At 64.2% G+C, this 26,096-nt stretch carries 21 protein-coding genes; 13 read left to right on the plus strand and 8 right to left on the minus strand.

Translation table 11 applies throughout. From position 1 onward, the window contains the following. Positions 1–32: 32 nt before the first annotated feature. The 5 genes from P6U23_RS01745 to P6U23_RS01765 all read right to left on the minus strand — a co-directional run bounded on the left by P6U23_RS01745 (position 33) and on the right by P6U23_RS01765 (position 6,947). On the minus strand, positions 33–1,379 hold the full coding sequence (locus P6U23_RS01745) for an IS5 family transposase (protein ID WP_407177868.1): 1,347 nt from the start codon (positions 1,377–1,379) through the stop codon (positions 33–35). A gap of 447 nt (positions 1,380–1,826) precedes the next feature. Further along, the gene (locus P6U23_RS01750) at positions 1,827–2,357 is read right to left on the minus strand and encodes a GNAT family N-acetyltransferase (RefSeq protein ID WP_407177905.1); all 531 of its coding nucleotides are present in this window, start codon (positions 2,355–2,357) and stop codon (positions 1,827–1,829) included. A gap of 238 nt (positions 2,358–2,595) precedes the next feature. After that, on the minus strand, positions 2,596–3,390 hold the full coding sequence (locus P6U23_RS01755; protein ID WP_024511421.1) for a Bax inhibitor-1/YccA family protein: 795 nt from the start codon (positions 3,388–3,390) through the stop codon (positions 2,596–2,598). A 255-nt stretch (positions 3,391–3,645) separates the two neighbouring features. Further along, a complete protein-coding gene (locus P6U23_RS01760) occupies positions 3,646–6,216 on the minus strand; it encodes an ABC transporter permease (protein ID WP_407177906.1) in 2,571 nt (856 codons plus the stop codon). Continuing rightward, positions 6,213–6,947: an ABC transporter ATP-binding protein gene (locus tag P6U23_RS01765; protein WP_407177907.1), complete on the minus strand. Its 735-nt coding sequence runs from the start codon at positions 6,945–6,947 to the stop codon at positions 6,213–6,215. The genes P6U23_RS01760 and P6U23_RS01765 overlap by 4 nt, the downstream gene beginning before the upstream one ends. Positions 6,948–7,002: 55 nt before the next feature. Between P6U23_RS01765 and P6U23_RS01770 the strand changes: the two genes are divergently transcribed. From P6U23_RS01770 to P6U23_RS01825, 12 genes are all read left to right on the plus strand, one after another. Continuing rightward, positions 7,003–7,650: an arylesterase gene (locus P6U23_RS01770; protein ID WP_407177908.1), complete on the plus strand. Its 648-nt coding sequence runs from the start codon at positions 7,003–7,005 to the stop codon at positions 7,648–7,650. 183 nt (positions 7,651–7,833) lie between these two features. After that, a complete protein-coding gene (gene thpR / locus P6U23_RS01775) occupies positions 7,834–8,370 on the plus strand; it encodes an RNA 2',3'-cyclic phosphodiesterase (protein WP_024511425.1) in 537 nt (178 codons plus the stop codon). 285 nt (positions 8,371–8,655) lie between these two features. Further along, positions 8,656–9,840 carry a cell division protein ZapE gene (zapE, locus tag P6U23_RS01780; RefSeq protein ID WP_407177909.1) on the plus strand — a complete coding sequence of 395 codons (1,185 nt, stop codon included), beginning with the start codon at positions 8,656–8,658 and terminating at the stop codon, positions 9,838–9,840. 300 nt (positions 9,841–10,140) lie between these two features. After that, positions 10,141–11,109 carry a malate dehydrogenase gene (gene mdh / locus P6U23_RS01785; RefSeq protein WP_407177910.1) on the plus strand — a complete coding sequence of 323 codons (969 nt, stop codon included), beginning with the start codon at positions 10,141–10,143 and terminating at the stop codon, positions 11,107–11,109. Positions 11,110–11,231: 122 nt separating this feature from the next. Beyond that, complete coding sequence (sucC, locus tag P6U23_RS01790; RefSeq protein ID WP_407177911.1) at positions 11,232–12,428, plus strand: ADP-forming succinate--CoA ligase subunit beta; 1,197 nt, start codon at positions 11,232–11,234, stop codon at positions 12,426–12,428. Between the two features lie 5 nt (positions 12,429–12,433). Further along, positions 12,434–12,913 (plus strand): DUF1579 family protein, encoded by a 480-nt coding sequence (locus tag P6U23_RS01795; RefSeq protein WP_407177912.1) that lies wholly within the window; start codon positions 12,434–12,436, stop codon positions 12,911–12,913. Between the two features lie 32 nt (positions 12,914–12,945). Further along, on the plus strand, positions 12,946–13,830 hold the full coding sequence (gene sucD / locus P6U23_RS01800; protein WP_024511430.1) for a succinate--CoA ligase subunit alpha: 885 nt from the start codon (positions 12,946–12,948) through the stop codon (positions 13,828–13,830). A 137-nt stretch (positions 13,831–13,967) separates the two neighbouring features. Beyond that, complete coding sequence (locus tag P6U23_RS01805; protein ID WP_407177913.1) at positions 13,968–16,925, plus strand: 2-oxoglutarate dehydrogenase E1 component; 2,958 nt, start codon at positions 13,968–13,970, stop codon at positions 16,923–16,925. Between the two features lie 153 nt (positions 16,926–17,078). Further along, positions 17,079–18,338, plus strand: coding sequence for a 2-oxoglutarate dehydrogenase complex dihydrolipoyllysine-residue succinyltransferase (gene odhB, locus P6U23_RS01810; RefSeq protein WP_407177914.1), 1,260 nt, complete (start codon positions 17,079–17,081; stop codon positions 18,336–18,338). Between the two features lie 42 nt (positions 18,339–18,380). Then, a complete protein-coding gene (locus P6U23_RS01815; RefSeq protein WP_407177915.1) occupies positions 18,381–19,127 on the plus strand; it encodes an SDR family oxidoreductase in 747 nt (248 codons plus the stop codon). Between the two features lie 37 nt (positions 19,128–19,164). Further along, positions 19,165–20,565, plus strand: a complete 1,401-nt coding sequence (gene lpdA, locus P6U23_RS01820; protein ID WP_407177916.1) for a dihydrolipoyl dehydrogenase — start codon at positions 19,165–19,167, stop codon at positions 20,563–20,565. A gap of 37 nt (positions 20,566–20,602) precedes the next feature. Further along, positions 20,603–21,133, plus strand: a complete 531-nt coding sequence (locus P6U23_RS01825) for a hypothetical protein (RefSeq protein WP_407177917.1) — start codon at positions 20,603–20,605, stop codon at positions 21,131–21,133. 202 nt (positions 21,134–21,335) lie between these two features. Here the strand turns inward: P6U23_RS01825 and P6U23_RS01830 are convergent, their stop codons facing one another. Next, entirely contained in the window at positions 21,336–21,926 is a 591-nt protein-coding gene (locus P6U23_RS01830; RefSeq protein ID WP_407177918.1) for a DUF4337 domain-containing protein, read from the minus strand. A gap of 115 nt (positions 21,927–22,041) precedes the next feature. Continuing rightward, entirely contained in the window at positions 22,042–23,013 is a 972-nt protein-coding gene (locus P6U23_RS01835) for a tyrosine recombinase XerC (protein ID WP_407177919.1), read from the minus strand. A gap of 93 nt (positions 23,014–23,106) precedes the next feature. Here P6U23_RS01835 and P6U23_RS01840 point away from each other — a divergent pair, with 93 nt between their 5' ends. Beyond that, positions 23,107–25,317 carry a primosomal protein N' gene (locus P6U23_RS01840; protein WP_407177920.1) on the plus strand — a complete coding sequence of 737 codons (2,211 nt, stop codon included), beginning with the start codon at positions 23,107–23,109 and terminating at the stop codon, positions 25,315–25,317. Between the two features lie 265 nt (positions 25,318–25,582). Here the strand turns inward: P6U23_RS01840 and P6U23_RS01845 are convergent, their stop codons facing one another. Further along, on the minus strand, positions 25,583–26,089 hold the full coding sequence (locus P6U23_RS01845; protein ID WP_407177921.1) for a septal ring lytic transglycosylase RlpA family protein: 507 nt from the start codon (positions 26,087–26,089) through the stop codon (positions 25,583–25,585). Positions 26,090–26,096: the final 7 nt, after the last annotated feature.

Below are 26,096 nucleotides of genomic sequence, written 5' to 3' on the forward strand. Positions count from 1 at the left end.
GGCCACCCATCACTACGTTATTTCGTCGTCCGTTAAGAAGCCCAATTGAGCGCGGTTGGGGCGGCGAGCAGTCGCATCAAGGCGTTCAAGATCAAGCGTAGCAGAAGGCTAAGCCAGGCGAGGACGAGGCGGAGATTGTGGCCGACGGCAGAGAGGATGACGTTGGCCGCATCGCCCTCGCGGCCCTTGAGATAGCAGCGGCCGAGTTGACCGTCGGTCTTCATGTGTCCGATCACGGGCTCGATGGCTGAGCGGCGCTTGAGTTCGCGTTTGATTGCGCCGAAGACGCCCCGCTTCTGGCCGGAGATGAAGACGCGGCGCGGGTTTTCGGTTTTGTGGCCGCGATAGCCCTTGTCGACATAGCCGCGCTCGATCGCGCAACCGGTGAGCTTCTCGGTGGCCTCGATGACGTCACCGAGCGTGTGGCCGTCATATGGGTTGCCCGGCAGCGCCTGGGCGTGCAGCACAAACTGGCCGCCCGGAGCGCGGGCGTTAGTGGTCACGATCGAGGCTTTGACGCCGAACTCATAAGGCGCCGAGGCCTTGCCCTTGCCGATGCATTCGACCTCGGGCGCGTGGAAGGAATAGAGCTTCCAGCCACGCTGGCGCTGCTCCTGGGAGCGGATTTGCGCGGCGCGCAAAAGCGCCTGCTCGAAGGCAGCCTCAAGCTCCGACTGACCTCCGATCTTACGGCGGATGTCGCGGATAAGCCGGCCGAGCCAGGTTCGCAAGCTGCGCAACTGCCGACGATGGCGCTTGAACTGCTTGGCGTGGGCATAGCGCCCGGCCATCATCGCCGCCCGCTTGGCGATACGCAGATAGGACTGCCGCAGCCGCACGCCGTGCGCGCGTGCCAGCCGATTGAGGCCCTTGATCGCCGCATGGACGAGCTTGGCGTCGGTCGGGAAGGTGATGGCCTTGGGCTGAACGGTGGTGTCCACCGTCACCCGCTTCAGATCGCGCGTCCGCAACGCGCCAGTCTCATGCGCTACCCTCAGGCTCTCGGCCAGCAACAGCTCCAGTTTGCTACCAAGCCGCTTGCGCCAATGGCTGAGGCCGGAACGCTCGTGCGGGAACTCATGCTGGAAAAATTCAAAGCCGGTGAAGTGCTGGAAATACGGGTCGTAGACCCAGCGCTCGCAGACGCCTTCGTCGGACAAGCCGTAGATGTGCTTGAGCAGCAGCAGCCCGATCAGGAAGCGGCTCGCCACGCCCGGCCGGCCCTTGTCGCTGTAGAGCGGTGCGATCTCGCGATCGATCCAATCCCAGTCGATCTTGGCGCCGAGCTGCACCAGCTCGTGCTTCAGATTGATGATCTGATCCAGCCTGGCGCGAAACAGATCGCCTTCCGCTGCCGGTTCCGACTTTTTCGGTCGCATCGGTCCCCTCCGCTGCGACCACAGAATCATGCCCGGCGATCGAGGGAATCTCCAAAACGAAATTGCAAGCTTTCGAGGCCTCAACCCTCGAAAGCTTGCAATCTCAAAACCGCAACCGGCGCCAAAAACCGATTCCCGCTCAACGGCCTCGGCTCATTTTCACGGACGACTATTTCGGACAACCGCCATCCGAACGTGTAGGGTGGGCGAAGCGGAGCGTGTCCACCAGGACCTGTCGTGACGTTGATGGTGGGCACGGCGCGAAGCGCCTTTGCCTACCCTACGGCTGACGTCGCACTCCGATATCCCGGACATGGGCGTAACCCCACCGTCATTCCCGACAAGCGCGCAGCGCTTGATCCGGAATCTCGAAATTAGCGACTCGCGGCCCAAGATTCCGGGTTCGCGCGCTTTGCGCGCGCCCCGGAATGACGGCAGACAATTCAATTATTCCGCCGGCACCGTGGTCGCGCCCTCGCCGAGCGCGCGCTGCATCATCACGGTGTCGAGCCAGCGCCCGAATTTGAGGCCGACATTCGGATGAGTGCCGATCAGCTTGAAGCCGCATCTGGTGTGTACGCCGATCGAACCGGCATTGGCGGAATCGCCGATCACCGCGATCATCTGGCGGTAGCCGCGCGCCTCGCACTCCAGGATCAGCCGCTGCAGGAGCTGCAGGCCGATGCCGCGGCGATGCGTGGCGGGCTCCAGATAGATCGAGTTCTCCACCGTGAAGCGGTAGGCGGGCCGCGGCCGGTAGGCGCCGGCATAAGCGTAGCCGACCACGCGGCCGTCCAGCGTCGCGGCGAAATAAGGGAAGCCGCCGTCCATCAGCGCCCTGTAGCGCCGCGTCATCTCGGCAAGGTCCGGCGGCGTCAATTCGAACGTCGCCGTGCCGTGGCGCACAGCGTGTTCATAGATCGCTGTGATGAAGGGAAGGTCGGCCTCTTCGGCCGGGCGGATTTCGGGTGAGGACATGGGTGCGAGGACATCAGCGGAACAAACCGCTTCAATGTAGCTCGTCATGGCCTGCTTGTCCCGCCTGCGGGAGCGAAGGTCCTTCGGCAGCGCGAAAGGCCCGGGCATCCGCGTCTTTCTTGCTTGGTCTTCGTGGATGGCTGGGGCACACCCGGCCACGACGGTGACGAGATGGTCGGCCCAAAACAAAAGCCCCGGCACTGAGGCCGGGGCTCCGTATCGCGTCTTGCTCGACGGATCAGTTGTCGCGCTGACCGAGCAACTGCAGGAGCAGCGTGAACAGGTTGATGAAGTTCAAATACAGCGACAGGGCACCGATGATCGAGGCACGTTCCGCCATATCGCCGCCGGCCGAGGCGTAGCCGTAGATGTAGTCGTTCTTCAGCCGCTGGGTGTCCCAGGCGGTGAGGCCCGCGAACACCAGCACACCAACCACCGACACCACGAACTGCAGCGCGGAGCTGACCAGGAACAGGTTCACCAGGCTCGCGATCACGACGCCGATCAGGCCCATGAACAGGAACGAGCCGAAGCCGGTGAGGTCACGCCGCGTGGTGTAGCCATAAAGGCTCAGCGCACCGAAGGTCGCCGCGGTGATGAAGAACACGCGTACGATCGAGGTGTGGGTATACACTAGGAAGATCGACGACAGCGATACGCCCATGAGCGCCGAGAACACCCAGAACAGGAGCTGGGCGGTCGAAGGCGCGAGGCGGTTGATGCCGGCCGAAAGCGCGAACACCATGCCGAGCGGGGCCAGGATGAACAGCCACTTCAGCGGGCTTACGAACATCGCGTAGCCGAACGGCGTCAGGAACGCGTTGCCGATCTTGGCCGCGGCGCCCGAGGGGTCGCTGGTCACCGCCGCCATGTAGATGCCGAGCGCGGCGAGACCGGTGATGGCCAGGCCGATGCTCATGTAGTTGTAGATGCGCAGCATGTAGGCGCGCAGACCGGCGTCGACGGTCGCGGTATCAACGCGCCCTGCGGCCCGGCCGAAAGGAGAAGCGTAGTTGCGGTCTAGGTCCGACATGGTCGAATTCCCGTATGTTGGTGCGGTGAGGCGCAGGGGCTGCGGTCGCCGCCGAAAAACCTATCTCAGATGGCCGTGCTTGCCGACATTAATTTTGTGTCACCAAGCCCTGCATCTGACCCAAGGGTTAAATGGGAAACTAGCATATCCGTCGCAAGCTTCCACGCGCGGCCGAATGTCGCTCCAATGCCCAAATCCCGCGACAAAAAGGCCGAAAACGGCAGTCTGCCGACCGTTAAGCCTCAATAGCCCTTTTTAGAGGTTTCGCAGCACCGAGGCGGGTTTCTGGTTCAGTGCCAAGAGTGTCCCGGCCAGACCCAGCCCGACGGTCACCAGCAGTGCCGCCAGGACCACGGCCGCGGCGCTGCCGGCCTGCCAGACGAAACTCAAGGTCATCAGGCGGGTCACGATCAGATAGGCCGCGATCGAGCCCGCAATCACGGCAAACACGGCCGTGGCGAGGCCAATCAGCAGATATTCCAGGGCGTAGGCGCCAAGCAGCCGGACCCGGGTGGCACCGAGGGTCTTCAGAATGACGGCGTCGTAGACGCGATGGCGGTGGCCGGCGGCCAGGGCCCCGCCCAGCACCAGGATCGCCGAAATCAGCGTTACGGCGCTGGCGCCGCGGATTGCCAGCGCGAGATTGGAGACCACCGAACCGATGGTTTCCATGACCTCGCGCACCCGCACGCTCGTCACCATCGGAAAGGCGTTCGCCACCTGCTTGATGATGCGTCCATCGCCGGAGGGGTCCGGATAGGCTTCCGTCAAGGTGGCGATGTGGGTGTGCGGCGCGCCCTTGAAGGCGTTGGGCGAAAACACCAGCACGAAATTGATGCCGAGCCCCTGCCAGTCGATCGTGCGCATATTGCCGATGCGCGCGGGGATGTCGCGGCCGAGCACATTGACCACGATCTCGTCGCCAAGCTTGAGCTTCAGTCCGTCGGCGATCTTCTTCTCGATCGAGACCAGGGGTGGCCCGTCGTAGTCTTTGCTCCACCACTGCCCCTCGACGATCTTGGAGCCTTTCGGAATGTCGCCGGTATAGGTCAGGCCGCGGTCGCTCTGCAGCACCCATTCGGAGTCGGATGACGGGGCAAGGTCCTCCGCCCTCACACCGCGCGCCGCGACGATGCGCCCGCGCAGCATCGGCACGTCCTCCACCGTCGATTGCGGCTCGATCTGTTTGAGGAAGGCATTGAAACGGTCGGCATCCGATGAGGGAATGTCGATGAAGAAAAAGGACGGCGCGCGGTCCGGCAGCGAGGCCAGAAACTGCTGGCGCAGATTGCCGTCGATCTGCGTGATGGTAACCAGCACCGCAAGCCCGAGGCCAAGCGACAGCACCACGGAGGGCGTCAGCGCGCCCGGCCGGTAGATGTTGGAGATCGCCAGCCGCAGCATGGGAAAGCGCGTGCGCGGCAGACGCACGGCCGCCGCCATCACGCCGGCCGCAATGCCGCGCAGCACCGCAAAGACAATCACCGAAGCGACGACGAACACGGCCGCGATACGCTTGTCGTAGGCCAGTCCGATCACCACCGCGACCAGCAGCGCGATCACGAACGCCATCAGCGCGAGATAGCGCCAGCGCGGCCGGTGCCATTCGGCGACCACCGCCTCGCGGAACAGCGCCGCGACCGGCACGTCGTGGACGCGGCCGAGCGGCCACAGGCCGAAAGCGAGCGCGGTCAGAAGACCGTAAACGAAGGACAGTGCGAGCTCGCTCCCATGCAGCGCCGGCACCACCGGCAGCGGCAGGAGCTTGCCGAACAGGCCGACGATGACGAAGGGCAGGGCGGCGCCCGCGACCAGCCCGATCACCGCGCCCAAACTCGCGAGCACGATCACTTGCGCAAGATAGATCATGAACACGTCACGGCCGGTCGCGCCGAGCGCCTTCAGCGCCGCGATCACCTCCAGCCGGCGATCGATATGGCTCTTGACCGCATTGGCGACGCCGACGCCGCCGACCAGAAGCGCGGCGAGGCCAACCAGGGTGAGAAACTGCGTAAAGCGATCGATCGTGCGCTCGAGCTGCGGCGACGCATTGCCGCGGCTGCGCACCTCCCAGCCGGCCTCGGGCGCGGCTTGCCGCGCGTCATCGAGGAGCGTGGCGATCGCGCGGTCATCGGAGGCATTGTCCGGCAGCCTGACCCGATAGATCCAGCGCACCAGGCTGCCCGGCTGCAGCAGCCCCGTCGCGCGCAAGCCGTCGATGCTGACCAGAAAGCGCGGCCCGAAGCCAAGGCCGCTGGCAAGCTTGTCGGGCTCGGCGTCGACGGCGCTGCGGATCTGGAAGGTGGCGTCGCCGATCGAGACCTTGTCGCCGATCTTGAGATCGAGCCGGGCAAGCAGCGCCGGATCGGCCGCCGCGCCATAAGCGCCATCGCGCTGTGCAACCAGGTCTGCGGTCGGCCTGTCGGGCGCGAGCGACAGCGCGCCCAGCATCGGATAGTTGTCGTCGACCGCTTTCATTTCGACCAGCGCAAGCTTGCCGTCGGAGGTCTTGGCCATGGCGCGCAGGGTCGCCGCGACCGAGAGCTCACCGCGCGAGCGCAGGAAGCCGATCTCGGCGGGTTTTGCCTCGCGTTGAAACAGCACGAAGGCAACGTCGCCGCCGAGCAGGGTGCGACCCTCGCGCGCAAGCCCGTCCGAGAGGCTGGCCGCGACCGAGCCGACGCCTGCGATCGCCATCACGCCAAGCGCGATGCAGGCGATGAACACGTAGAATCCGCGCAGGCCGCCGCGCAATTCACGCAAGGCGTAACGCAGGGCAAGCGCCGCATCGCGACGACTGCCGGGATGTTCGACTGCGATGCTCATGACGCGGTGTTGCGATCCGCGCTGGTATCGTCGATGTGGCCCGATCGTAAGCGCACCACACGATCGCAGCGTTCGGCCAGCGAATGATCGTGGGTGACCAGCACGAGCGTCATGCCGCGTTCGGCGTGCTTGGTGAAGATGAGGTCGACGATCTGCTTGCCCGTGGCTTCGTCGAGATTGCCGGTCGGCTCGTCGGCCACCAGGATCGCGGGATCCGGCGCGAGTGCACGGGCGAGCGCGACGCGCTGCTGCTCGCCGCCGGAAAGCTGGGTTGGATAATGATGCAGGCGGTGACCGAGTCCGACCGAGATTAGCTCCTGTTCGGCGCGCGCGGCCGCGTCAGCCACGCCCGCGAGTTCCAGCGGCACCGCGACGTTCTCCAGCGCCGTCATGGTCGGGATCAGGTGAAACGACTGGAAGACGATGCCGACCTGCCGGCCGCGAAAACGCGCCAGCGCATCCTCGTTGAGGGCATTGAAAGCGGTGCCGTTGACCACCACCTCTCCACTGTCTGGACGTTCCAATCCCGCCATCACCATCAGCAGCGTGGATTTTCCCGAGCCCGACGGCCCGATCAGGCCGAGCGCCTCGCCTGAGGCCACGCGCAGGCTGATATCCTTGAGAATGTGAACGCGCGCAGCGCCGGTGCCGAGCGAGAGGTTGACGTCTTTGATGGAAATGGTGTCCGGGGCAAGGCCGGAAAATTGCGAGGGTTCGATGCGACTGTCCATGGCTCGGTCATATGGCACTTGGTCCGGCGCGGTCGAGAGGCGTGGACGATTGTTCATGCACATAGTCGTGTTGATGGTCGCCATGATGACGGTGCAGCCCTCTTTCGTGCAAACCTCCGCGGCGGGCGAAGCCAAGCCCATCAAGATGGTGGTTCTGGGCGATTCATTGAGTGCCGGCCTTGGGCTGCCGGGAGCTGCGGCATTTCCGGCCAAGCTACAAAAAGCTTTGAGAGACAAGGGTATAGAGGTGGAGATAACCAACGCCGGGGTGTCGGGCGACACCGCCTCCGGGGGCCGCGACCGGCTCGATTGGTCGGTGCCCGAGGGAACCCAGGCGGTGATCGTCGAACTCGGCGCCAACGATGCCCTGCGCGGCATCGATCCCAAGATCACGCGCGAGGCGCTCTCTGACATCGTCAGCCGGCTGAAGAAGCGCGGAATCGCGGTGATGTTGTGCGGCATGCTGGCGCCGCCGAACTACGGCAGCGACTATGCGGCGCGCTTCGACGCGATCTACCCGGATCTTGCGAAAGCCTTCGACGTGCCGCTTTACCCGTTCTTCCTGAACGGCGTCGCTGCCGACGCGAAGCTCAACCAGGCCGATGGGGTTCATCCCACCGCGGAAGGCGTCGACATTATCGTGAAGAATGTCTTGCCCACGGTGGAGGCATTTTTAGGCACGATAAAAGGTCAGCCTAGTTGAAAAATGGGCAAGGTGACGCTTACCCGTTTACGTGTTTCTACGGGGCTTTCCGCTTCGTTAACGCAGGATGCTTCGCAGAGTCACATAACTACGGTACAAATTCCGCATCGGTGATTCGCCGCCGGGATTTGTGGTCAGGTCCGATCTGCCTGGATCGGGCCGCAAGCATCGGGAGTCCTGACGATGCCGCGTTTGTTTACTGGTCTGGAAATCCCGCCAGATGTCTGCCAGACGCTTTCCAGCCTGCGAGGTGGTCTCCCCGGCGCCCGCTGGATCGATCCCGAGAATTACCACGTCACCTTGCGCTTCATCGGTGATATCGACGGCGCCTCCGCCCACGAGATCGCCTCGATGCTGGAGCGGGTCGACCGCAAGCCGTTCGAGGTGACGGTGCGGGGTCTCTCCAGCTTCGGCGGACGCAAGCCGCGCGCGGTGGTCGCCACCATCGTGCCGAGCCGGCCGCTGATCGAGTTGCAGGCGGAGCTGGAGCGGCTGATGCAGCGCATCGGGCTTGATCCGGAGGGACGCAAATTCATTCCGCATGTCACGCTGGCGCGGCTCTATGATGCTTCGAGCCAGGACGTTGCCGATTATCTCTCGCTGCGCGGCTATTTCCCGAGCAAGGTCTTTACCGCCGAGCGCTTCGTGCTGTTTTCCTCGCGCGCCTCCACTGGCGGCGGCCCCTATGTCGTCGAGGATTCCTACGCGCTGAGCGCGTAGGACGCGCGGCTCTTGCCGCACTCGCACTGTCATCGCCCGGCTTGCCGCCTCCGCTAAAGCTCCGGCGTGCCCGGGAGTCGCTGGCCCCGTGGAAGCCTTGGCGTAGACGGGACCGGGCGATCCAGTATTCCAGAGGCGGTGCCGACAAATCTCGGGCGGCGCGGCTACTGGATTCCCCGCTTTCGCCGAAAGTGACGAGGGTACGTGGGTGGGCCGCCCTGCCTGCATACCCCGGCTGCAAATGTCGACTTGCAATTTTCGGCCGGCTGAGGCCGAAAGAGATCCATGCTCACGCCACCTTCCTCTTCGTTCCAAGCTCAATACCAGGCTCTGATCTCGTCCGGCGCCATCGAGGCCGATGCGGCCCAGGCCGAGGTCGCAGAGGCCTTCGCGACCCTGGAACGTCGCCTTGCGGGCTATAAGCCGTCGCGCAAGCAGGGCCTGTTCGGGCGACTGTTCGGCGACAAGAACGACACACCGCCGCGCGGCCTCTACGTTCATGGCGAGGTCGGCCGCGGCAAGACCATGCTGATGGATCTGTTCTTTCAGGCGAGTCCTGTCGCGCACAAGCGCAGGGCCCATTTCCACGAATTCATGGCCGAAGTGCATGAGCGCATCTATGGCTACCGGCAGAACATCGCCCGCGGCGAGATCGGCGATACCGATGTCATCGCGCTCACCGCGGGCGCGATTTTCGACGAGGCGTGGCTGCTCTGCTTTGACGAGTTCCACGTCACCGACATCGCCGATGCGATGATCCTGGGGCGACTGTTCGCAAAGCTGTTCGAGCTCGGCACCGTGGTGGTGGCGACCTCAAACGTCGCACCGGAGGATCTTTACAAGGGCGGCCTCAACCGCGCGCTGTTCCTGCCCTTCATTGCGCAGATCGAGGCGCATATGGACGTACTGCGGCTAGACGCCAGAACCGATTTTCGGCTGGAGAAGCTCGCCGGCGTCAAGATGTGGCTGGTGCCGGCCGATGCGGAAGCCGATCGCGCACTCGACAATGCCTGGGTGAAGCTGACCGGCCACGCCAAGTGCAAGCCGCGCGATATTTCGATCAAGGGGCGCATCCTGCATGTGCCGTGCTCCTCGCAGGGCGTCGCTCGCTTTGCCTTTGCCGATCTCTGCGAAAAGCCGCTGGCCGCGTCCGACTATCTGCGGCTCGCGCACGACTATCATACCATCCTGATCGATCGCATTCCGGTGATGGACTATCCGCAGCGCAACGCGGCCAAGCGCTTCATCGCGCTGATCGACACGCTCTATGACAATGCCGTGAAGCTGATGGCTTCGGCGGAGGCTGACCCGATGTCGCTCTATCTCGCGACCGAGGGCCACGAGGCCAACGAGTTCAAGCGCACCTCCTCGCGCCTGATCGAGATGAGCTCGGATTCCTACCTGGCGCTGGCGCACGGACGGAAGGATTCCGCGGCCAGCGGCGCCACCACGGGACTGGTGGAGACCTAAAATTCCCGACCCGTCATTCCGGGGCGCTCGCCCCGAACTCGGGTTTACCCGAGTTCGGCAATTTTGGTTGTCCAAGTCGGCAACAGCCGACTTCGATGCGAGCGAACCCGAAATCCAGAAGTGGTGCGCGAGATTCTGGTTTCGCGCTTCGCGCGCCCCGGAACGACAGGTCGCCAGCCCTGACCGAATTCAGGGCAGGTGCGACAATTGGGCATGGCGCGACTTGAACGTATCAGTCGAAAGCGATAACAGCCACTCGACTTCAAACCACCCCGGCTCGGGTTCAAAGGACAGGCTTCCATGGCACGCGACAAGATTGCTTTGATTGGCTCCGGTCAAATCGGCGGAACGCTGGCTCACCTCATCGGCTTGAAGGAGCTTGGCGATGTGGTGCTGTTCGACATTGCCGAGGGGGTGCCGCAGGGCAAGGCGCTCGACATCGCGCAATCCTCGCCGGTCGACGGTTTCGATGCCCAATATTCCGGCACCAATTCCTACGAGGCGCTCGACAACGCCGACGTCTGCATCGTCACCGCGGGCGTGCCGCGCAAGCCCGGCATGAGCCGTGATGATCTGCTCTCCATCAATCTCAAGGTCATGGAGCAGGTCGGCGCCGGCATCAAGAAATACGCGCCGAACGCCTTCGTCATCTGCATCACGAACCCGCTCGACGCCATGGTCTGGGCGCTGCAGAAGGCTTCCGGCCTGCCGCACAAGAAGGTGGTCGGCATGGCGGGTGTGCTGGACTCCGCGCGTTTCCGCTACTTCCTCGCCGACGAATTCAACGTCTCGGTCGAAGACGTCACCGCCTTCGTGCTGGGCGGCCATGGCGACACCATGGTGCCGCTGGCGCGCTACTCCACGGTAGCAGGCATTCCGCTGCCCGACCTCGTCAAGATGGGCTGGACCTCGCAGGCTCGCATTGACGAGATCGTCGACCGGACCCGCAATGGCGGCGCCGAGATCGTCAATCTGCTCAAGACCGGCTCGGCCTTTTACGCACCGGCCGCCTCGGCGATTGCGATGGCCGAGAGCTATCTGCGCGACAAGAAGCGGGTGCTGCCCTGCGCCGCCTACCTCAACGGCGAATATGGCGTGAAGGACATGTATGTCGGCGTGCCCGTCGTGATCGGCAGCAAGGGCGTCGAGCGCATCGTCGAGATCGAGCTCGCCGGGAAGGATCGCGAGGGTTTTGACAAGTCGGTCGCTGCCGTGCAGGGCCTGGTCGACGCCTGCAAGAAGATCGCGCCCGACCTGCTCGGCCGGTAATCCTTGCCTCGCCGAAATCGCCCAGCTTCGGGTCTTGAAGCTGGATTGGTATATGGTATACCAGAACGAAATCGGTGTGGATCTTTTGCAATTCACCGGATGAGGGTTGGGGAGCGTCCCTGATGAATATTCACGAATACCAGGCCAAGGCACTGCTCAGCGAGTTCGGGGTGCCGATGTCGAAAGGCTTCCCGGTGCTGCGGCCCGAGGACGCCGATGCCGCCACCAAGTCGGTCCCAGGGCCGATCTGGGTGGTGAAGAGCCAGATCCATGCCGGCGGCCGCGGCAAGGGCAAGTTCAAGGAGGCCTCCGCTGGCGAGAAGGGCGGCGTGCGCATCGCGAAATCGGCCGGCGAGGTGAAAGAGTTCGTCAAGCAGATGCTTGGCGCAACCCTGGTTACGGTGCAGACCGGCCCCGCCGGCAAGCAGGTCAACCGCCTCTACATCGAGGAAGGCTCCGACATCGAGAAGGAGTTCTACCTCTCGCTCCTGGTCAACCGCGAAACGTCCGAAGTGTCCTTCGTGGTCTCGACCGAAGGCGGCGTCAACATCGAGGATGTCGCGCATTCGACCCCGGAAAAGATCGTCTCGTTCTCGGTCGATCCGGCCACCGGCATCATGGGGCACCACGGTCGCGCGGTCGCGAAGGCCTTGAACCTCACAGGCGATCTCGCCAAGCAGGCCGAGAAGCTGACGACCCAGCTCTACAACGCCTTCGTCGCCAAGGACATGGCGATGCTGGAGATCAACCCGCTGGTCGTCACCAAGCAGGGCAGCCTGCGCGTCCTCGACGCCAAGGTCGCGTTCGACGACAACGCGCTGTTCCGGCATCCCGAGGTCGTGGCGCTGCGCGACGAAACCGAGGAGGACGCCAAGGAGATCGAGGCGTCCAAATACGACCTCAACTATGTCGCGCTCGACGGCAATATCGGTTGCATGGTCAATGGCGCCGGCCTTGCCATGGCGACCATGGACATCATCAAGCTCTATGGCATGTCGCCGGCGAACTTCCTCGACGTCGGCGGCGGCGCCAGCAAGGAAAAGGTCGCGGCCGCCTTCAAGATCATCACCGCCGATCCCAACGTGAAGGGCATTTTGGTCAACATCTTCGGCGGCATCATGAAGTGCGACGTCATCGCCGAAGGCGTTGTCGCCGCGGTGAAGGAAGTGGGCCTGAAGGTGCCGCTGGTGGTGCGGCTCGAAGGCACCAATGTCGAGCAGGGCAAGAAGATCATCCGCGAATCGGGCCTGAACGTGCTGCCGGCGGACAATCTCGATGACGCCGCGCAGAAGATCGTGAAGGCCGTCAAAGGGAGCTAACGGCCATGGCCGAGGACCATCTCGCCGCACCGGCGCCTCTACAGGAGCATCGCAGATTGGGCGTGTTCGCGGGCGAATGGAGCGGCGAGGAGGTGGTCTATCCCTCGCGCTGGGTAGAGGGCGGGCCGGCGACCTCGCACGTCGTCGCCCGCATGGACCTCAACGGCTTCTACCTGATCCAGGACGCAAGGCAGACGCGCGACGGCAAGGAGAGCTTTGCCACCCATGCGCTCTTCACCTATGACCGCGAGGATCGGCTTTACAAACTATTCTGGCACGACTCGCTGGGCTATTTCGCGCCATCGCCGGCCTCCGGCTCTTGGATCGGCAAGGTGCTGACCCTGGTGCGCGGCTCGCTGCGCGGCAATGCGCGCCACATCTACGAGATCATCGATGACGACAGCTATTCGATGAAGATCCAGTTCTCGCCGGATGCCGAGGGGTGGAGCGACGTGCTCACCGGCGTCTACAAGCGGATCCACTGACAAACGACATCCACGCGGAAGCAGCAACAGACATGTCCATCCTGATCGACAAGAACACCAAGGTCATCTGCCAGGGTTTCACCGGCAAGAACGGCACCTTCCACTCTGAGGCTGCGATTGCCTATGGGACCAAGATGGTCGGCGGCACCTCGCCGGGCAAAGGCGGTGCGACCCATCTGGGCCTGCCGGTGTTCGATACGGTGCGGGAAGCGCGCGAGAAGACCGGCGCGGACGCATCCGTGATCTACGTGCCGCCGCCGGGCGCGGCGGATGCGATCTGCGAAGCGATCGATGCCGAGATTCCGCTGATCGTCTGCATCACCGAGGGCATTCCGGTGCTGGATATGGTGCGGGTGAAGCGCTCGCTCTCCGGCTCGAAGTCGCGCCTGATCGGGCCGAACTGCCCGGGCGTGATGACCGCGGGCGAGTGCAAGATCGGCATCATGCCGGCGAATATCTTCAAGCCGGGCAATGTCGGCATCGTCTCGCGCTCGGGCACGCTGACCTATGAGGCCGTGTTCCAGACCACCCAGGAGGGCCTCGGCCAGACCACTGCGGTCGGCATCGGCGGCGACCCGGTCAAGGGCACCGAGTTCATCGACGTGCTGGAAATGTTCCTGGCCGACCCCAAGACCACCTCGATCATCATGATCGGCGAGATCGGCGGCTCGGCCGAGGAGGACGCGGCGCAATTCATCAAGGATGAGGCCAAGCGGGGCCGCAAGAAGCCGATGGTCGGGTTCATCGCTGGCGTCACGGCGCCCCCCGGCCGGCGCATGGGTCATGCCGGCGCCATCATTTCCGGCGGCAAGGGCGACGCCCGGTCGAAGACAGAAGCCATGGAATCTGCTGGAATTACAGTGTCCCCATCGCCAGCCCGGCTCGGACACACGCTTGCCGAAAAATTGAAGCGGTGATTCAGTCTTTCGTTCTTTTCGGCCTGAACATTTACACTAAATAAGGTAAACGGTCTCTAAGACCGCCGCGCTGATCCGCTGCCGTGGGTCGGCGACCGCACCTTTTCGGTCGCGAAGTAAATCACCAGGACTCGATCATGTCTCGCCAAGACGCGAACGCCGCCTTTGCCCTCTCGTCATTTCTGCAGGGCACCAACGCCACCTACATCGACGACATCTACGCCCGTTACGAGAAAGACCCGGCCTCGGTCGACAGTGAGTGGCAGGAGTTTTTCAAGAGCCTGAAGGACCAGCCGGCGGACGTCATCAAGAACGTCGAAGGTCCCTCCTGGAGCCGCGACAACTGGCCGCTGACCCCGCAGGACGAACTGACCAGCGCGCTCGACGGCAACTGGGCCACCGTCGAGAAGGCGGTCGGCCAGAAGATCGCCGCCAAGGCGCAGGCCAAGGGCGCCGAGATCACCGCCGCCGAGCTGCACCAGGCGACGCGCGATTCAGTGCGGGCCTTGATGCTGATCCGCGCTTACCGCATGCGCGGTCATTTCCACGCCAATCTCGATCCGCTCGGCATCGAGCAGCATCCGAGCCGTGAAGAGCTCGACCCGCGCACCTATGGTTTCGAGGAAGCCGATTTTGACCGCAAGATCTTCCTCGATCACGTGCTGGGCCTCGAATATGGCACGTTGCGCGAGATCGTGACGATCTGCGAGCGCACCTATTGCCAGACGCTCGGCGTCGAGTTCATGCACATTTCCAATGCGGCGCAGAAGGCCTGGATCCAGGAGCGCATCGAGGGGCCGGACAAGGAGATCAGCTTCACGCGCGAGGGTCGCAGGGCGATCCTGAACAAGCTGATCGAGGCCGAAGGCTTCGAAAAGTTCTGCGACGTCAAGTTCACGGGAACAAAGCGCTTCGGGTTGGACGGCGGCGAATCGCTGATCCCGGCGCTGGAGCAGATCATCAAGCGCGGCGGCAATCTCGGCGTGAAGGAAATCGTCGTCGGCATGCCGCATCGCGGCCGTCTCAACGTGCTCACCCAGGTCATGGGCAAGCCGCACCGCGCGCTGTTCCACGAGTTCAAGGGCGGCTCGGCGAACCCTGAGGACGTCGAAGGTTCGGGCGACGTGAAGTACCATCTCGGTGCTTCGTCCGACCGCGAGTTCGACGGCAACCGCATCCATCTGTCGCTGACCGCGAATCCCTCGCATCTGGAAATCGTCGATCCCGTGGTGCTCGGCAAGGTGCGCGCCAAGCAGGATCAGCATGGCGATCCGCCCGATATGCGCATTTCCGTGCTGCCGCTCCTGATGCATGGCGACGCGGCGTTCGCCGGCCAGGGCGTGGTGGCCGAATGCTTCAGCCTCTCGGACCTGAAGGGTTACCGCACCGGCGGTTCCCTGCATTTCATCGTCAACAACCAGATCGGCTTCACCACCTATCCGCGTTACTCGCGCTCCTCGCCCTATCCCTCCGATGTGGCGAAGATGATCGACGCGCCGATCTTCCATGTGAATGGCGACGATCCGGAAGCCGTGGTGTTCGCCGCCAAGGTCGCGATCGAGTTCCGGCAGAAATTCCACAAGCCCGTCGTGATCGACATGTGGTGCTATCGCCGCCACGGTCACAACGAGGGCGACGAGCCGGGCTTCACCCAGCCGGTGATGTACAAGCGGATCGCCTCGCACCCCTCCACGCTGGAGATCTATGCCAAGCGCCTGGTTGCCGATGGCGTGATCACCGAAGGCGAAGTCGAGAAGGCCAAGTCCGATTGGCGGGCGCGGCTGGATGCCGAGTTCGAGGCGGGTGCCGGCTATAAGCCGAACAAGGCCGATTGGCTGGACGGCAAGTGGGCCGGCTTCAAGATCGCCGACCAGGAAGAGGATGCCCGCCGCGGCGTGACCGGCGTCGAGATCGCGACGCTCAAGGACATCGGCCGCAAGATCACCAAGGTGCCGGATGGCTTCCGGGTTCACCGTACCATCCAGCGCTTCCTCGACAACCGGGCCAAGGCGATCGAGAGCGGCGTCGGCATCGACTGGGCAACCGGCGAGGCTTTGGCGTTCTGCACGCTCCTGCAGGAAGGCTATCACGTGCGGCTCTCCGGGCAGGATTCCGAACGCGGCACCTTCTCGCAGCGGCACTCGGTCCTGATCGATCAGGAGGATGAAAGCCGCTACACGCCGTTCAATCATCTGGGCGGCGAGCAGGGCCATTACGAGGTCATCAACTCGCTGTTGTCGGAAGAAGCCGTGCTCGGGTTCGAATATGGCTACTCGCTCGCCGAGCCGAATGCGCTCGCCGTCTGGGAAGCGCAGTTCGGTGACTTCGCCAACGGTGCGCAGGTGGTGTTCGACCAGTTCATCTCCTCGGGCGAACGCAAATGGCTGCGCATGTCCGGGCTCGTGTGCATGCTGCCGCATGGTTACGAAGGCCAGGGGCCGGAGCACTCCTCCGCGCGCCTGGAGCGTTATTTGCAGCTCTGCGCCGAGGACAACATGCAGGTGGCCTATCCGACCACTCCGGCCAACTATTTCCACGTGCTGCGGCGGCAGCTCCATCGTGAGATCAGGAAGCCGCTGATCCTGATGACGCCGAAGTCGCTGCTGCGCCACAAGCGTGCGGTCTCGAAGCTCGAGGAGCTGGCCAAGGGCACGACCTTCCACCGCATCCTCTACGATGACGCGCAGATGCAGCCCGATGAGAAGATCAAGCTGGTGCCGGATGACAAGATCCGTCGCGTGATCCTGTGCTCGGGCAAAGTCTATTACGATCTCTATGAAGAGCGCGAGAAGCGCGGCATCGACGACATCTACCTGATGCGCATCGAGCAGCTTTATCCGGTGCCGCTGAAGGCGCTGGTGATGGAGCTCGCCCGCTTCAAGGGCGCCGAGATGGTGTGGTGCCAGGAAGAGCCGCGCAACATGGGCGCGTGGCACTTCATCGAGCCGTATCTGGAGTGGGTGCTGAACCAGGTCGGCGCCACGCATCGCCGCCCGCGTTACGCCGGCCGCGCCGCGGCGGCGGCGACCGCGACCGGTTTGATGTCGAAGCACCTCGCCCAGCTCAAGGCACTGCTGGACGACGCGCTGAACTAACCGCAATCCACCCGTCATGCCCCGCGAAAGCGGGGCATCCAGCAGCCCGCGCCAGCGACGCTTGAGCATCGCCGGCTCGGGTTCCTGGATCCTCCGCTTTCGCGGAGGATGACAGTTACGCTTTTGACGCACAGGTTTTTCGAGGAAAGCATCATGACCGAAATTCGCGTTCCGACGCTCGGCGAATCCGTCACGGAGGCCACCATCGGCCGCTGGTTCAAGAAGGCCGGCGATCCGGTTGCCGTTGACGAGCCCTTGGTCGAGCTCGAGACCGACAAGGTGACCATCGAGGTGCCGGCACCTTCCGCCGGCACGCTTGGCGAGATCATCGCCAAGGACGGTGAGACGGTCGCCGTTGGCGCGTTGCTTGGTCAGATCAATGATGGCGCGGCCGCTGCGGCCAAGCCCGCGTCTGCGCCCGCTGCCGCTGCTCCCGCTGCAGCCAAGCCGGCCGCGCCTGCGCCACAAGCGGCGCCCGCTCCGGCCGCCGCACCGAAGGCCGCGCCTTCAGACATTCCGCTCGCGCCGTCGGTGCGAAAACTCTCGGCCGAAAGCGGCGTCGATGCGTCGACCGTGCCGGGCTCCGGCAAGGACGGCCGCGTCACCAAGGGCGACATGCTGGCCGCGATCGAGCGCGCCGCTTCGGCGCCGATGCCGATCAGCCAACCGGCGGCTGCGGTGCAGGTGCGTGCGCCGTCCCCGCCTGACGATGCGGCGCGCGAGGAACGCGTGCGGATGACGCGGCTGCGCCAGACCATCGCGCGGCGTCTGAAGGACGTGCAGAACACCGCGGCGATGCTGACGACCTTCAACGAGGTCGACATGAGCCACGTGATGGCTATGCGCGCGCAGTACAAGGACGTGTTCGAGAAGAAGCACGGCGTGAAGCTCGGCTTCATGGGCTTCTTCACCAAGGCCTGCGTGCAGGCGCTGAAGGACATTCCGGCCGTCAACGCCGAGATCGACGGTACCGATCTCATCTACAAGAACTACTACCACATCGGCATCGCGGTCGGCACCGACCGCGGCCTGGTGGTCCCCGTCGTGCACGATTGCGACCAGAAGTCGATCGCCGAAATCGAGAAGGGCATCGCCGATTACGGCCGGCGCGCTCGCGACGGCCAGCTCAAGATCGAGGAGATGCAGGGCGGCACTTTCACGATCACAAATGGCGGCATCTACGGCTCGCTGATGTCGACGCCGATCCTGAACGCGCCGCAGTCCGGCATCCTGGGCATGCACAAGATCCAGGAGCGGCCGATGGTGATCGGCGGCAAGATCGAGGTTCGCCCGATGATGTATCTGGCGCTGTCCTATGATCACCGCGTCATCGACGGCAAGGAAGCGGTGACCTTCCTGGTGCGCGTCAAGGAAAGCCTGGAGGATCCTGCGCGCCTGGTGCTCGATCTTTGATTCAAGCCATGCGTACGCGATGATAAGGGATAGGGGACGACATTGACCGACCAAGTCGTCATCATCACTGGCGGCAGCCGCGGCATCGGCCGCGCCACCGCACTTGCCGCCGCCACGCGCGGCTACCGCGTCTGCATCGGCTACGCCAGCAACCAGGCCGCCGCGAACGGCGTGGTTTCCGAAATCGAAGCCAAGAACGGCAAGGCGATCGCGGTGAAATGCGACGTCGGTGAGGAGCGCGACATCCTCGCGCTGTTCAAGGCAGCCGACAAGCTCGGCCCGCTCGGGGCGCTGGTGAACAATGCCGGCATCGTCGGGCCGACCTCGCGGGTCGACGAGATGTCGGCCGAGCGCATCCAGCGCATGATGGCGGTCAACGTCACCGGCAGCATCCTGTGCGCGCGCGAGGCCGTGAAGCGGATGTCGACGCGCCATGGCGGCAAGGGCGGCGTCATCGTCAATTTATCCTCTGTGGCCGCCAAGCTCGGCTCCCCCAACACCTATGTCGATTACGCCGCGTCCAAGGGCGCGATCGACTCCTTCACGCTCGGCCTCGGCTACGAGGTCGCCGGCGAAGGCATTCGTGTCGCGGGGATCAGGCCCGGCCTGATCGACACCGAAATCCACGCGAGCGGCGGCGAGCCCGACCGCGCGCACCGGCTTGCACCGAACGTGCCGATGAAACGCGTCGGCACGGCGGATGAAATCGCCAATGCGATCCTCTGGCTGATGTCGGACGAGGCCTCCTACGTGACCAGCGCCATCCTTGATGTCTCGGGTGGGCGCTAATACCTGTCACAGACTTTGAGCATACAGGACTTCAATCATGCCCACTTACGATCTCGTTGTCATTGGCACCGGTCCTGGCGGATATGTGTGCGCCATCCGCGCGGCACAGCTCGGTATGAAAGTCGCCGTCGTTGAGAAGAATGCGACGCTGGGCGGCACCTGCCTCAACATCGGTTGCATGCCGTCGAAGGCGCTCCTGCATGCTTCGGAGATGTTCGAGGAAGCCGCGCATTCCTTCGCCAAAATGGGTGTTGCCGTCTCCGCACCGAAGCTCGATCTGCCCGCGATGATGAACTTCAAGCAGCAGGGCATCGACGGCAACGTCAAGGGCGTCGAGTTCCTGATGAAGAAGAACAAGATCGACGTTATCCGCGGTGTCGGCAAGATCCTCGGCACCGGCAGGGTCGAAGTTTCCCTGGATGGCAAGGCGCAAGCGATCGAGACCAAGAACATCGTGATTGCCACCGGCTCCGATGTCGCGCCGCTGAAGGGCATCGAGATCGATGAGAAGCGCATCGTCTCCTCGACCGGCGCGCTGTCGCTGCCGAAGGTGCCCGAGAAAATGCTGGTCGTCGGTGCCGGCGTGATCGGACTTGAGCTCGGCTCGGTGTGGCGCCGCCTGGGCGCCGACGTGATGGTGGTCGAATTCCTGGACCGTATCTTGCCGGGGATGGACGGCGAGATCTGTAAGCAATTCCAGCGCATCCTGGAAAAGCAGGGTTTTGTGTTCAAGCTGTCTTCCAAGGTCACGGGCGTTGATACCTCGGGCAAGACGCTGGCGGTGAAGGTCGAGCCGGCAGCGGGCGGACCCGCAGAGAGCCTGGAGGCCGACGTCGTGCTGGTTGCGATCGGCCGCTTGCCCTATACGCAAGGCCTCGGCCTGAAGGAGGCCGGCGTTGCGCTCGACAATCGTGGCCGCGTGCAGATCGACCCGCATTTTGCGACCACGCTGAAAGGCGTCTACGCCATCGGCGACGTGGTCGCGGGGCCGATGCTCGCGCACAAGGCCGAAGATGAAGGCGTCGCCGTTGCCGAGATCATCGCCGGCCAAGCCGGTCACGTGAATTACGATGTCATACCCGGCGTTGTGTATACAACGCCGGAAGTCTCGGCCGTTGGTAAGACCGAGGAAGAGCTGAAGCAGGCCGGCATCGCTTATACCGTCGGCAAATTCCCGTTCACCGCCAATGGCCGCTCCAAGGTCAACCAGACCACGGATGGTTTTGTAAAGATTCTCGCAGATGCGAAGACCGATCGTGTCCTTGGCGTGCACATTGTTGGCCGCGAAGCGGGCGAAATGATCCATGAAGCGGCCGTATTGATGGAGTTCGGTGGCTCTGCAGAAGATCTCGCCCGCACCTGTCATGCGCATCCAACCCGGTCGGAAGCTATCAAGGAAGCCGCGCTTGCGGTCGGCAAGCGGGCCATCCATATGTAGCCGACGCCCCGGATGCGAAGCGGGCGGGACGAATTGAATGCTGCGCCGCCTTCTGCAACCCGTCTGGATTCTGCTGGCGATCATCTTTTTGATCGAAGCCTGGCTGTGGGATCATCTCGAACCCATCGTCGCCCGGGTCGTCGCCGCCATCCCGCTCAGCGCCTTCAAGCAGTGGCTCGCGGACCGCGTCGATACGCTGTCACCGGCGATGACGCTGGTCGTCTTCATCGTGCCGGTGATCCCGCTGTTTCCGCTGAAGATGATCGGGGTCTGGCTGCTCATGCATCAGTATTGGATGAGCGCGTTCACGACCATTCTGTTCGCGAAATTCCTCGGCGTCGGTATCACCGCTTTCATATTCGACGTGACGCGGCCGAAGCTTCTGGAGATGGCCTGGTTCGAAAAGCTCTACGAGTTCGTGCTGGCGCTGCGTGCCAAGTGCAAGGAGCTGGTCGATCCGGTGAAGGCGAAGATTCTTGCAGTCTTGCGCGGCGATAGCGATCGCTGGACGGCACGAATGCTGCGGCTGATCCTGCGCTTCCGCAAGAGCGTCCACGAGGCGCGGTAGTGGATCCGTTGTCCCTGCGCAAACGGCTTCGCCGTTTGTCGCTGAAGGTGCTCGCCACCGGGTCCGCGCGAAGCGCGGCCCGATGACAGGCTCCCCGAGCCTCGAAGGATGAACGGCCCCGCTGCATCAGCCGGGCGGTCGCCCGTCGAGACGCGCGCGATGTGCGCTCCTCAGGGTGACGGTGTTGCAGTGAGTGCGTAGCTCAATGCAGCGGCAACAGATGCGGCTCGAACACGCCGAGCGCCGTGATCGCGATTCCCACGACGGCCAGGAGACCCGAGACCCAGGCCAGCGCCAGGATGCCCGTGATGATGGTGGCGGATGCCAGCACGATCGCGATCTGGAAGGCGGCGGAGCCGAGCTCGAAATGGTGGTACTTGGCGGTCGCGAGATTTCGCTCTTCTTCAGCGTGCTTGGCGCGTTCCGATAGCTGTTCGGTGCCTTCGCCGGTCTCCGGCTCGGAGCGGTAGCGCGCCGCGGTCTTCTGCCAGTCGTCGATCTGCTTTTGTGCCGCAGCCTTGGCGGCGTCATCCGCTACGCTGCCCTGCCCGAGCTTGGTTTGCTCCGCAGCGGTCTGTACCACGGTGCGGCGAATCGTCTTGGCCTGGAAGAACGCCCACAGATTGGAGGCCTCGACGTTCTTGCTGATGGCTTCTGTCTGCGCGCCCTTGCCCAGCGTCTCCGATAGTGCAAGGCACAGCGCAATGATCGCGATCAACAGCGCGATCTTCCTGTTTTCGCCGGCTGCGTGCTCGGCGTGTTCGGCGTGCTCCATGCTCTCGTGCGCGCTCATGATTTCTCTCCGGATAGGACCGGCAACACGAATGCCGGAACCACGCTGCTGGCGCAAGGGGGCGCTGGGCGCGCTTGCGCGTGACAGGTGCGTGTCAGCTTGATGAACGCGCCGTTCAGCTCCGTGGATGCGCGCTGCGGTAGACTTCGAGCAAACGCTCGCTGTCGATGCCGGTATAAACTTGCGTGGTCGAGAGCGAGGAATGGCCGAGCAATTCCTGGATCGCGCGTAAGTCGCCGCCGCGTGACAGCAAATGAGTCGCAAAGGAATGCCGCAGCGCATGCGGGGTCGCGCTGTCGGGCAGGCCGAGCGCGCCGCGCAGTCGCGCCATGGTGAGCTGAATGATGCGCGGATTGAGCGGTCCGCCGCGCGCGCCGACGAAAATCGGCCCTTCCGCCGGCAGCGCATGCGGACACATCCGGACATAGTCCGCGATCAACTGCAGCACGTTCTGCAGCACCGGCACCATGCGCGTCTTGTTGCCCTTGCCGGTAACGGTCAACACGTCGCCTGCGCCAGGCTGCGGCACGTCGCGCCGCTTGAGCGACAGTGCTTCGGAAATACGCAAGCCGGATCCGTAAAGCAACGCCATCACCGCGGCGTCGCGCACCAGTATCCAGGTTTCGCGCTCTTCGCCCGCGCGCTCATCGGCATCGGTCAGGCGCTTGGCGCCGGCGATGTGGATCGGCTTCGGCAGGCTCTTGCCGACCTTGGGCGCACGGATCGCCGACAATGCGCCGAGCTTGCCTTTGCCTTCGCGCTCGAGAAAACGGCCGAACGAGCGCAGTCCCGCCAGGGCCCGCATCAGCGAGCGGCTGGCGACGTCGTCCGCGCGCCGCATCGCCATGAAGGCCCGCACGTCGGTCGCCTCGATCGCTGAAAAGCGCGCGAGCGTCACCCGCGCGCCCCAATGTTCGCAGAGGAACGCCAGGCATTGGCGGACGTCGCGGCCATAGGCTTCCAGCGTCTTCGGCGATAATCTGCGCTCGGCGCGCAGGTGCGACAGCCAGCGCGCCATTTCCAGCGCGATGGTCTCGTCGGCACAGTCGAGCTCGATCGGCTCAGTGGCAGGTGGCGTTCGGGCCATGGGCTGTTGGCGCAGTGATTCTCATGATTATATCGCACCGCTTTCCTTTCGCCTTCGCTAAGAAAGCCAACCGGCGTTAAGTTACCCCCTCCGATGGATCACGCTCCCCGCACCGGCTTTTCTTCCCCGACATCGACACGCGTCGTCGATGTGCTGGTTCCGGTCGCGCTGAACCAGACCTATTCCTACCGCGTGCCGCGCGGCATGGAGCTGAAGGCCGGCGATGTCGTCGGCGTGCCGCTTGGTCCGCGCGAGGTACTTGCCGTGGTCTGGGGCGAAAACGCCAATCCGGATCCGCGGCTGCACAATCGCCTGAAGGACGTCGCCGAGAAGCTCGATGTGCCGCCGCTCAAGCAGGAGCTGCGCTCGCTGGTGGATTGGGTCGCCAATTATACGCTGTCCTCGCGCGGTATGGTGCTGCGCATGTGCCTGCGCATGGGCGAGCATTTGGGACCCGAGCGGGTGCGCATCGGCGTGCGGCTGGTCGGCGAGCCGCCGCAACGGCTCACCGCGGCGCGCAAGCGGCTGCTCGCGGTGCTTTCGGACCGCCTGTTGCATGGCAAGAGCGAGGCCGCGCACGAGGCCGGCGTCTCGACCGGCGTGATCGACGGCCTCGTCGATGAGGGCACGCTGGTCACGGAGCCGTTGCCGCCGGCGCCGCCGCCGCCCGCGCCCGATCCGTCCCATGCGCAGCCTGAATTCTCGCGCCAGCAGCGCACCGCGGTCGATACCATGCGCGCGCTCGCCGCGAGCGGCAGCTTTCACGTGGCGCTGCTCGATGGCGTCACCGGGTCGGGCAAGACCGAAGTCTATTTCGAGGCGGTCGCCGAGGTCATTCGCCGCGAAAAGCAATCGCTGATCCTGATGCCGGAGATCGCGCTCACGGGCCAGTTTCTCGACCGCTTCGCGCAGCGTTTTGGCGTGCGACCAATCGAGTGGCATTCGGAGCTCACGCCGCGCACCAGGCAGCGCAACTGGGCGGCGATCGCTGGCGGCGAGGCGCCGGTCGTGGTCGGCGCGCGCTCGGCGCTGTTTCTGCCCTATGCCGATCTCGGCCTGATCGTGGTCGACGAGGAGCACGACCAGTCCTACAAGCAGGATGACGGCGTGCATTACCATGCGCGCGACATGGCGGTGGTGCGCGGCCATATCGCCAAGATCCCGGTCGTGCTGGCGTCGGCGACGCCGTCGGTCGAGACCGAGGTCAATGCGCGCAAGGGCCGCTACCAGCGCGTGGTGCTGCCGCAGCGCTTCGGCGGGGCGCACATGCCCCATATCGAAGCCATCGACCTGCGCCGCGAAGCGCCGCAGCGCGGCCGCTTCATCTCGCCGCGCCTGGCGCAAGAGGTGCAGAATGCGATCGATCGGCGCGAACAGGCGCTCTTGTTCCTCAATCGCCGCGGCTATGCGCCGCTGACGCTGTGCCGCGCCTGCGGCCACCGCTTCGCCTGCACCATCTGCGATGCCTGGCTGGTCGACCACCGCTTTCGCCAGCGCCTCGTCTGTCATCATTGCGGCTTCTCGATGCCGCGCCCGCACGTCTGCCCGAACTGCGCGGCCGAGGAATCGCTGGCCGCCATCGGGCCCGGTGTCGAGCGGCTGCAGGAAGAGGCGGCATCCCTGTTTCCCGACGCGCGTACCATGGTGCTGTCGAGCGATCTGATCACCTCGATCGAGACCATGCGCAGCGAGCTCAACGCGATCGCGGAAGGACGCGTCGACATCATCATCGGCACGCAGCTCGTGGCGAAGGGCCATCATTTTCCGCGCCTCAATCTCGTCGGCGTGGTCGATGCGGATCTTGGCCTCGGCAATGGCGATCCGCGCGCCGCCGAGCGCACCTGGCAATTGCTCAACCAGGTGATCGGCCGTGCCGGGCGCGACCAGGGCCGCGGCGTCGGCTACTTGCAGACGCATCAGCCTGAGCATCCCGTGATGAAGGCGCTGATCGCCTGCGACCGCGAAGCGTTTTATGCCAGCGAGATCGAGGCGCGCGAGCGCACGCTCTATCCGCCGTTCGGCCGGCTCGCGAGCCTGATCATCTCGGGAGGCGATCGCCCCATCGCCGAGGGCTTTGCGCGTAAACTGGCGACCACCGCGCCGCGCGATGAGCGGGTCCTGCTCCTGGGACCGGCGGAGGCGCCGCTCGCGGTGATCAAGGGTCGCTACCGTTTCCGCCTGCTGCTGAAGTCGGCGCGCAATGTCGATCTCTCGGATTATCTACGGCATTGGCTGGCCGCCGCGCCCAAGACGACAGGCAATCTCAAGCTCGAAGTCGACGTCGATCCGCAGAGCTTTTTGTGATGACTGCTTCGTCCTTTCGGGGTGGCTCGAAGGAGCCGAACCTCAGATGCGCAATTGCGCATCGGGAAACCCTGAGATTCTCAGATGTGCAATTGCACATCAGAGTTCGATGCTGGCGCATCGCCCCGGAACGACGGTGCCAAGACAAAAAAACCCGCCGTCATCGGTGACGGCGGGTTTCGTGTGTCAGCGCGCAACCAGTTCTGCCGTCCTGTTCAGGGCGAAGTACGCAACGGCGCTGAATGGGGTGAAAGCTCGCGCGGCTTTAGCCGATGACTTCGGCCGTGACGCGGCCGACGCCGGCGCTGGTCAGGCCGACGGCACGCGCCGCGGCGGTCGAGAGGTCGAGGATACGGCCGCGAACGAACGGGCCACGGTCGTTGACGGTGACGACGACGCTGCGGCCGCCATGGGTCACGCGGAGCTTGGTGCCGAAGGGCAGCGAGCGGTGCGCGCAGGTGAGCGCGTTCTGGTCAAAACGCTGGCCGGAAGCGGTCTGCCGGCCGGACTCATTGCCGTAGAAGGAGGCGACGCCGGTGAACACGCGTCCACCCCCGAAGGACGGCGTCATCGACTCATGGGACTCCTGAGCGGAGTTGCCCGACATGTTCAGGGCGTGATGGGTGTGATGGTGACGAGGATGATAGTGGTGCCTGGATTTGGCCGAAGCCTCGGTGGCGGTTCCACCGACCAGAAGAGTTGCAGCGACAACAGCAAGCGCCGTCCGCGAGCGGGTGATGCGCCCCGCCGTCCACTTATTCCGTGCTTTCATTCAGATT

It is taken from the genome of Bradyrhizobium sp. STM 3562, assembly GCF_045571435.1.
Classification (GTDB): domain Bacteria; phylum Pseudomonadota; class Alphaproteobacteria; order Rhizobiales; family Xanthobacteraceae; genus Bradyrhizobium.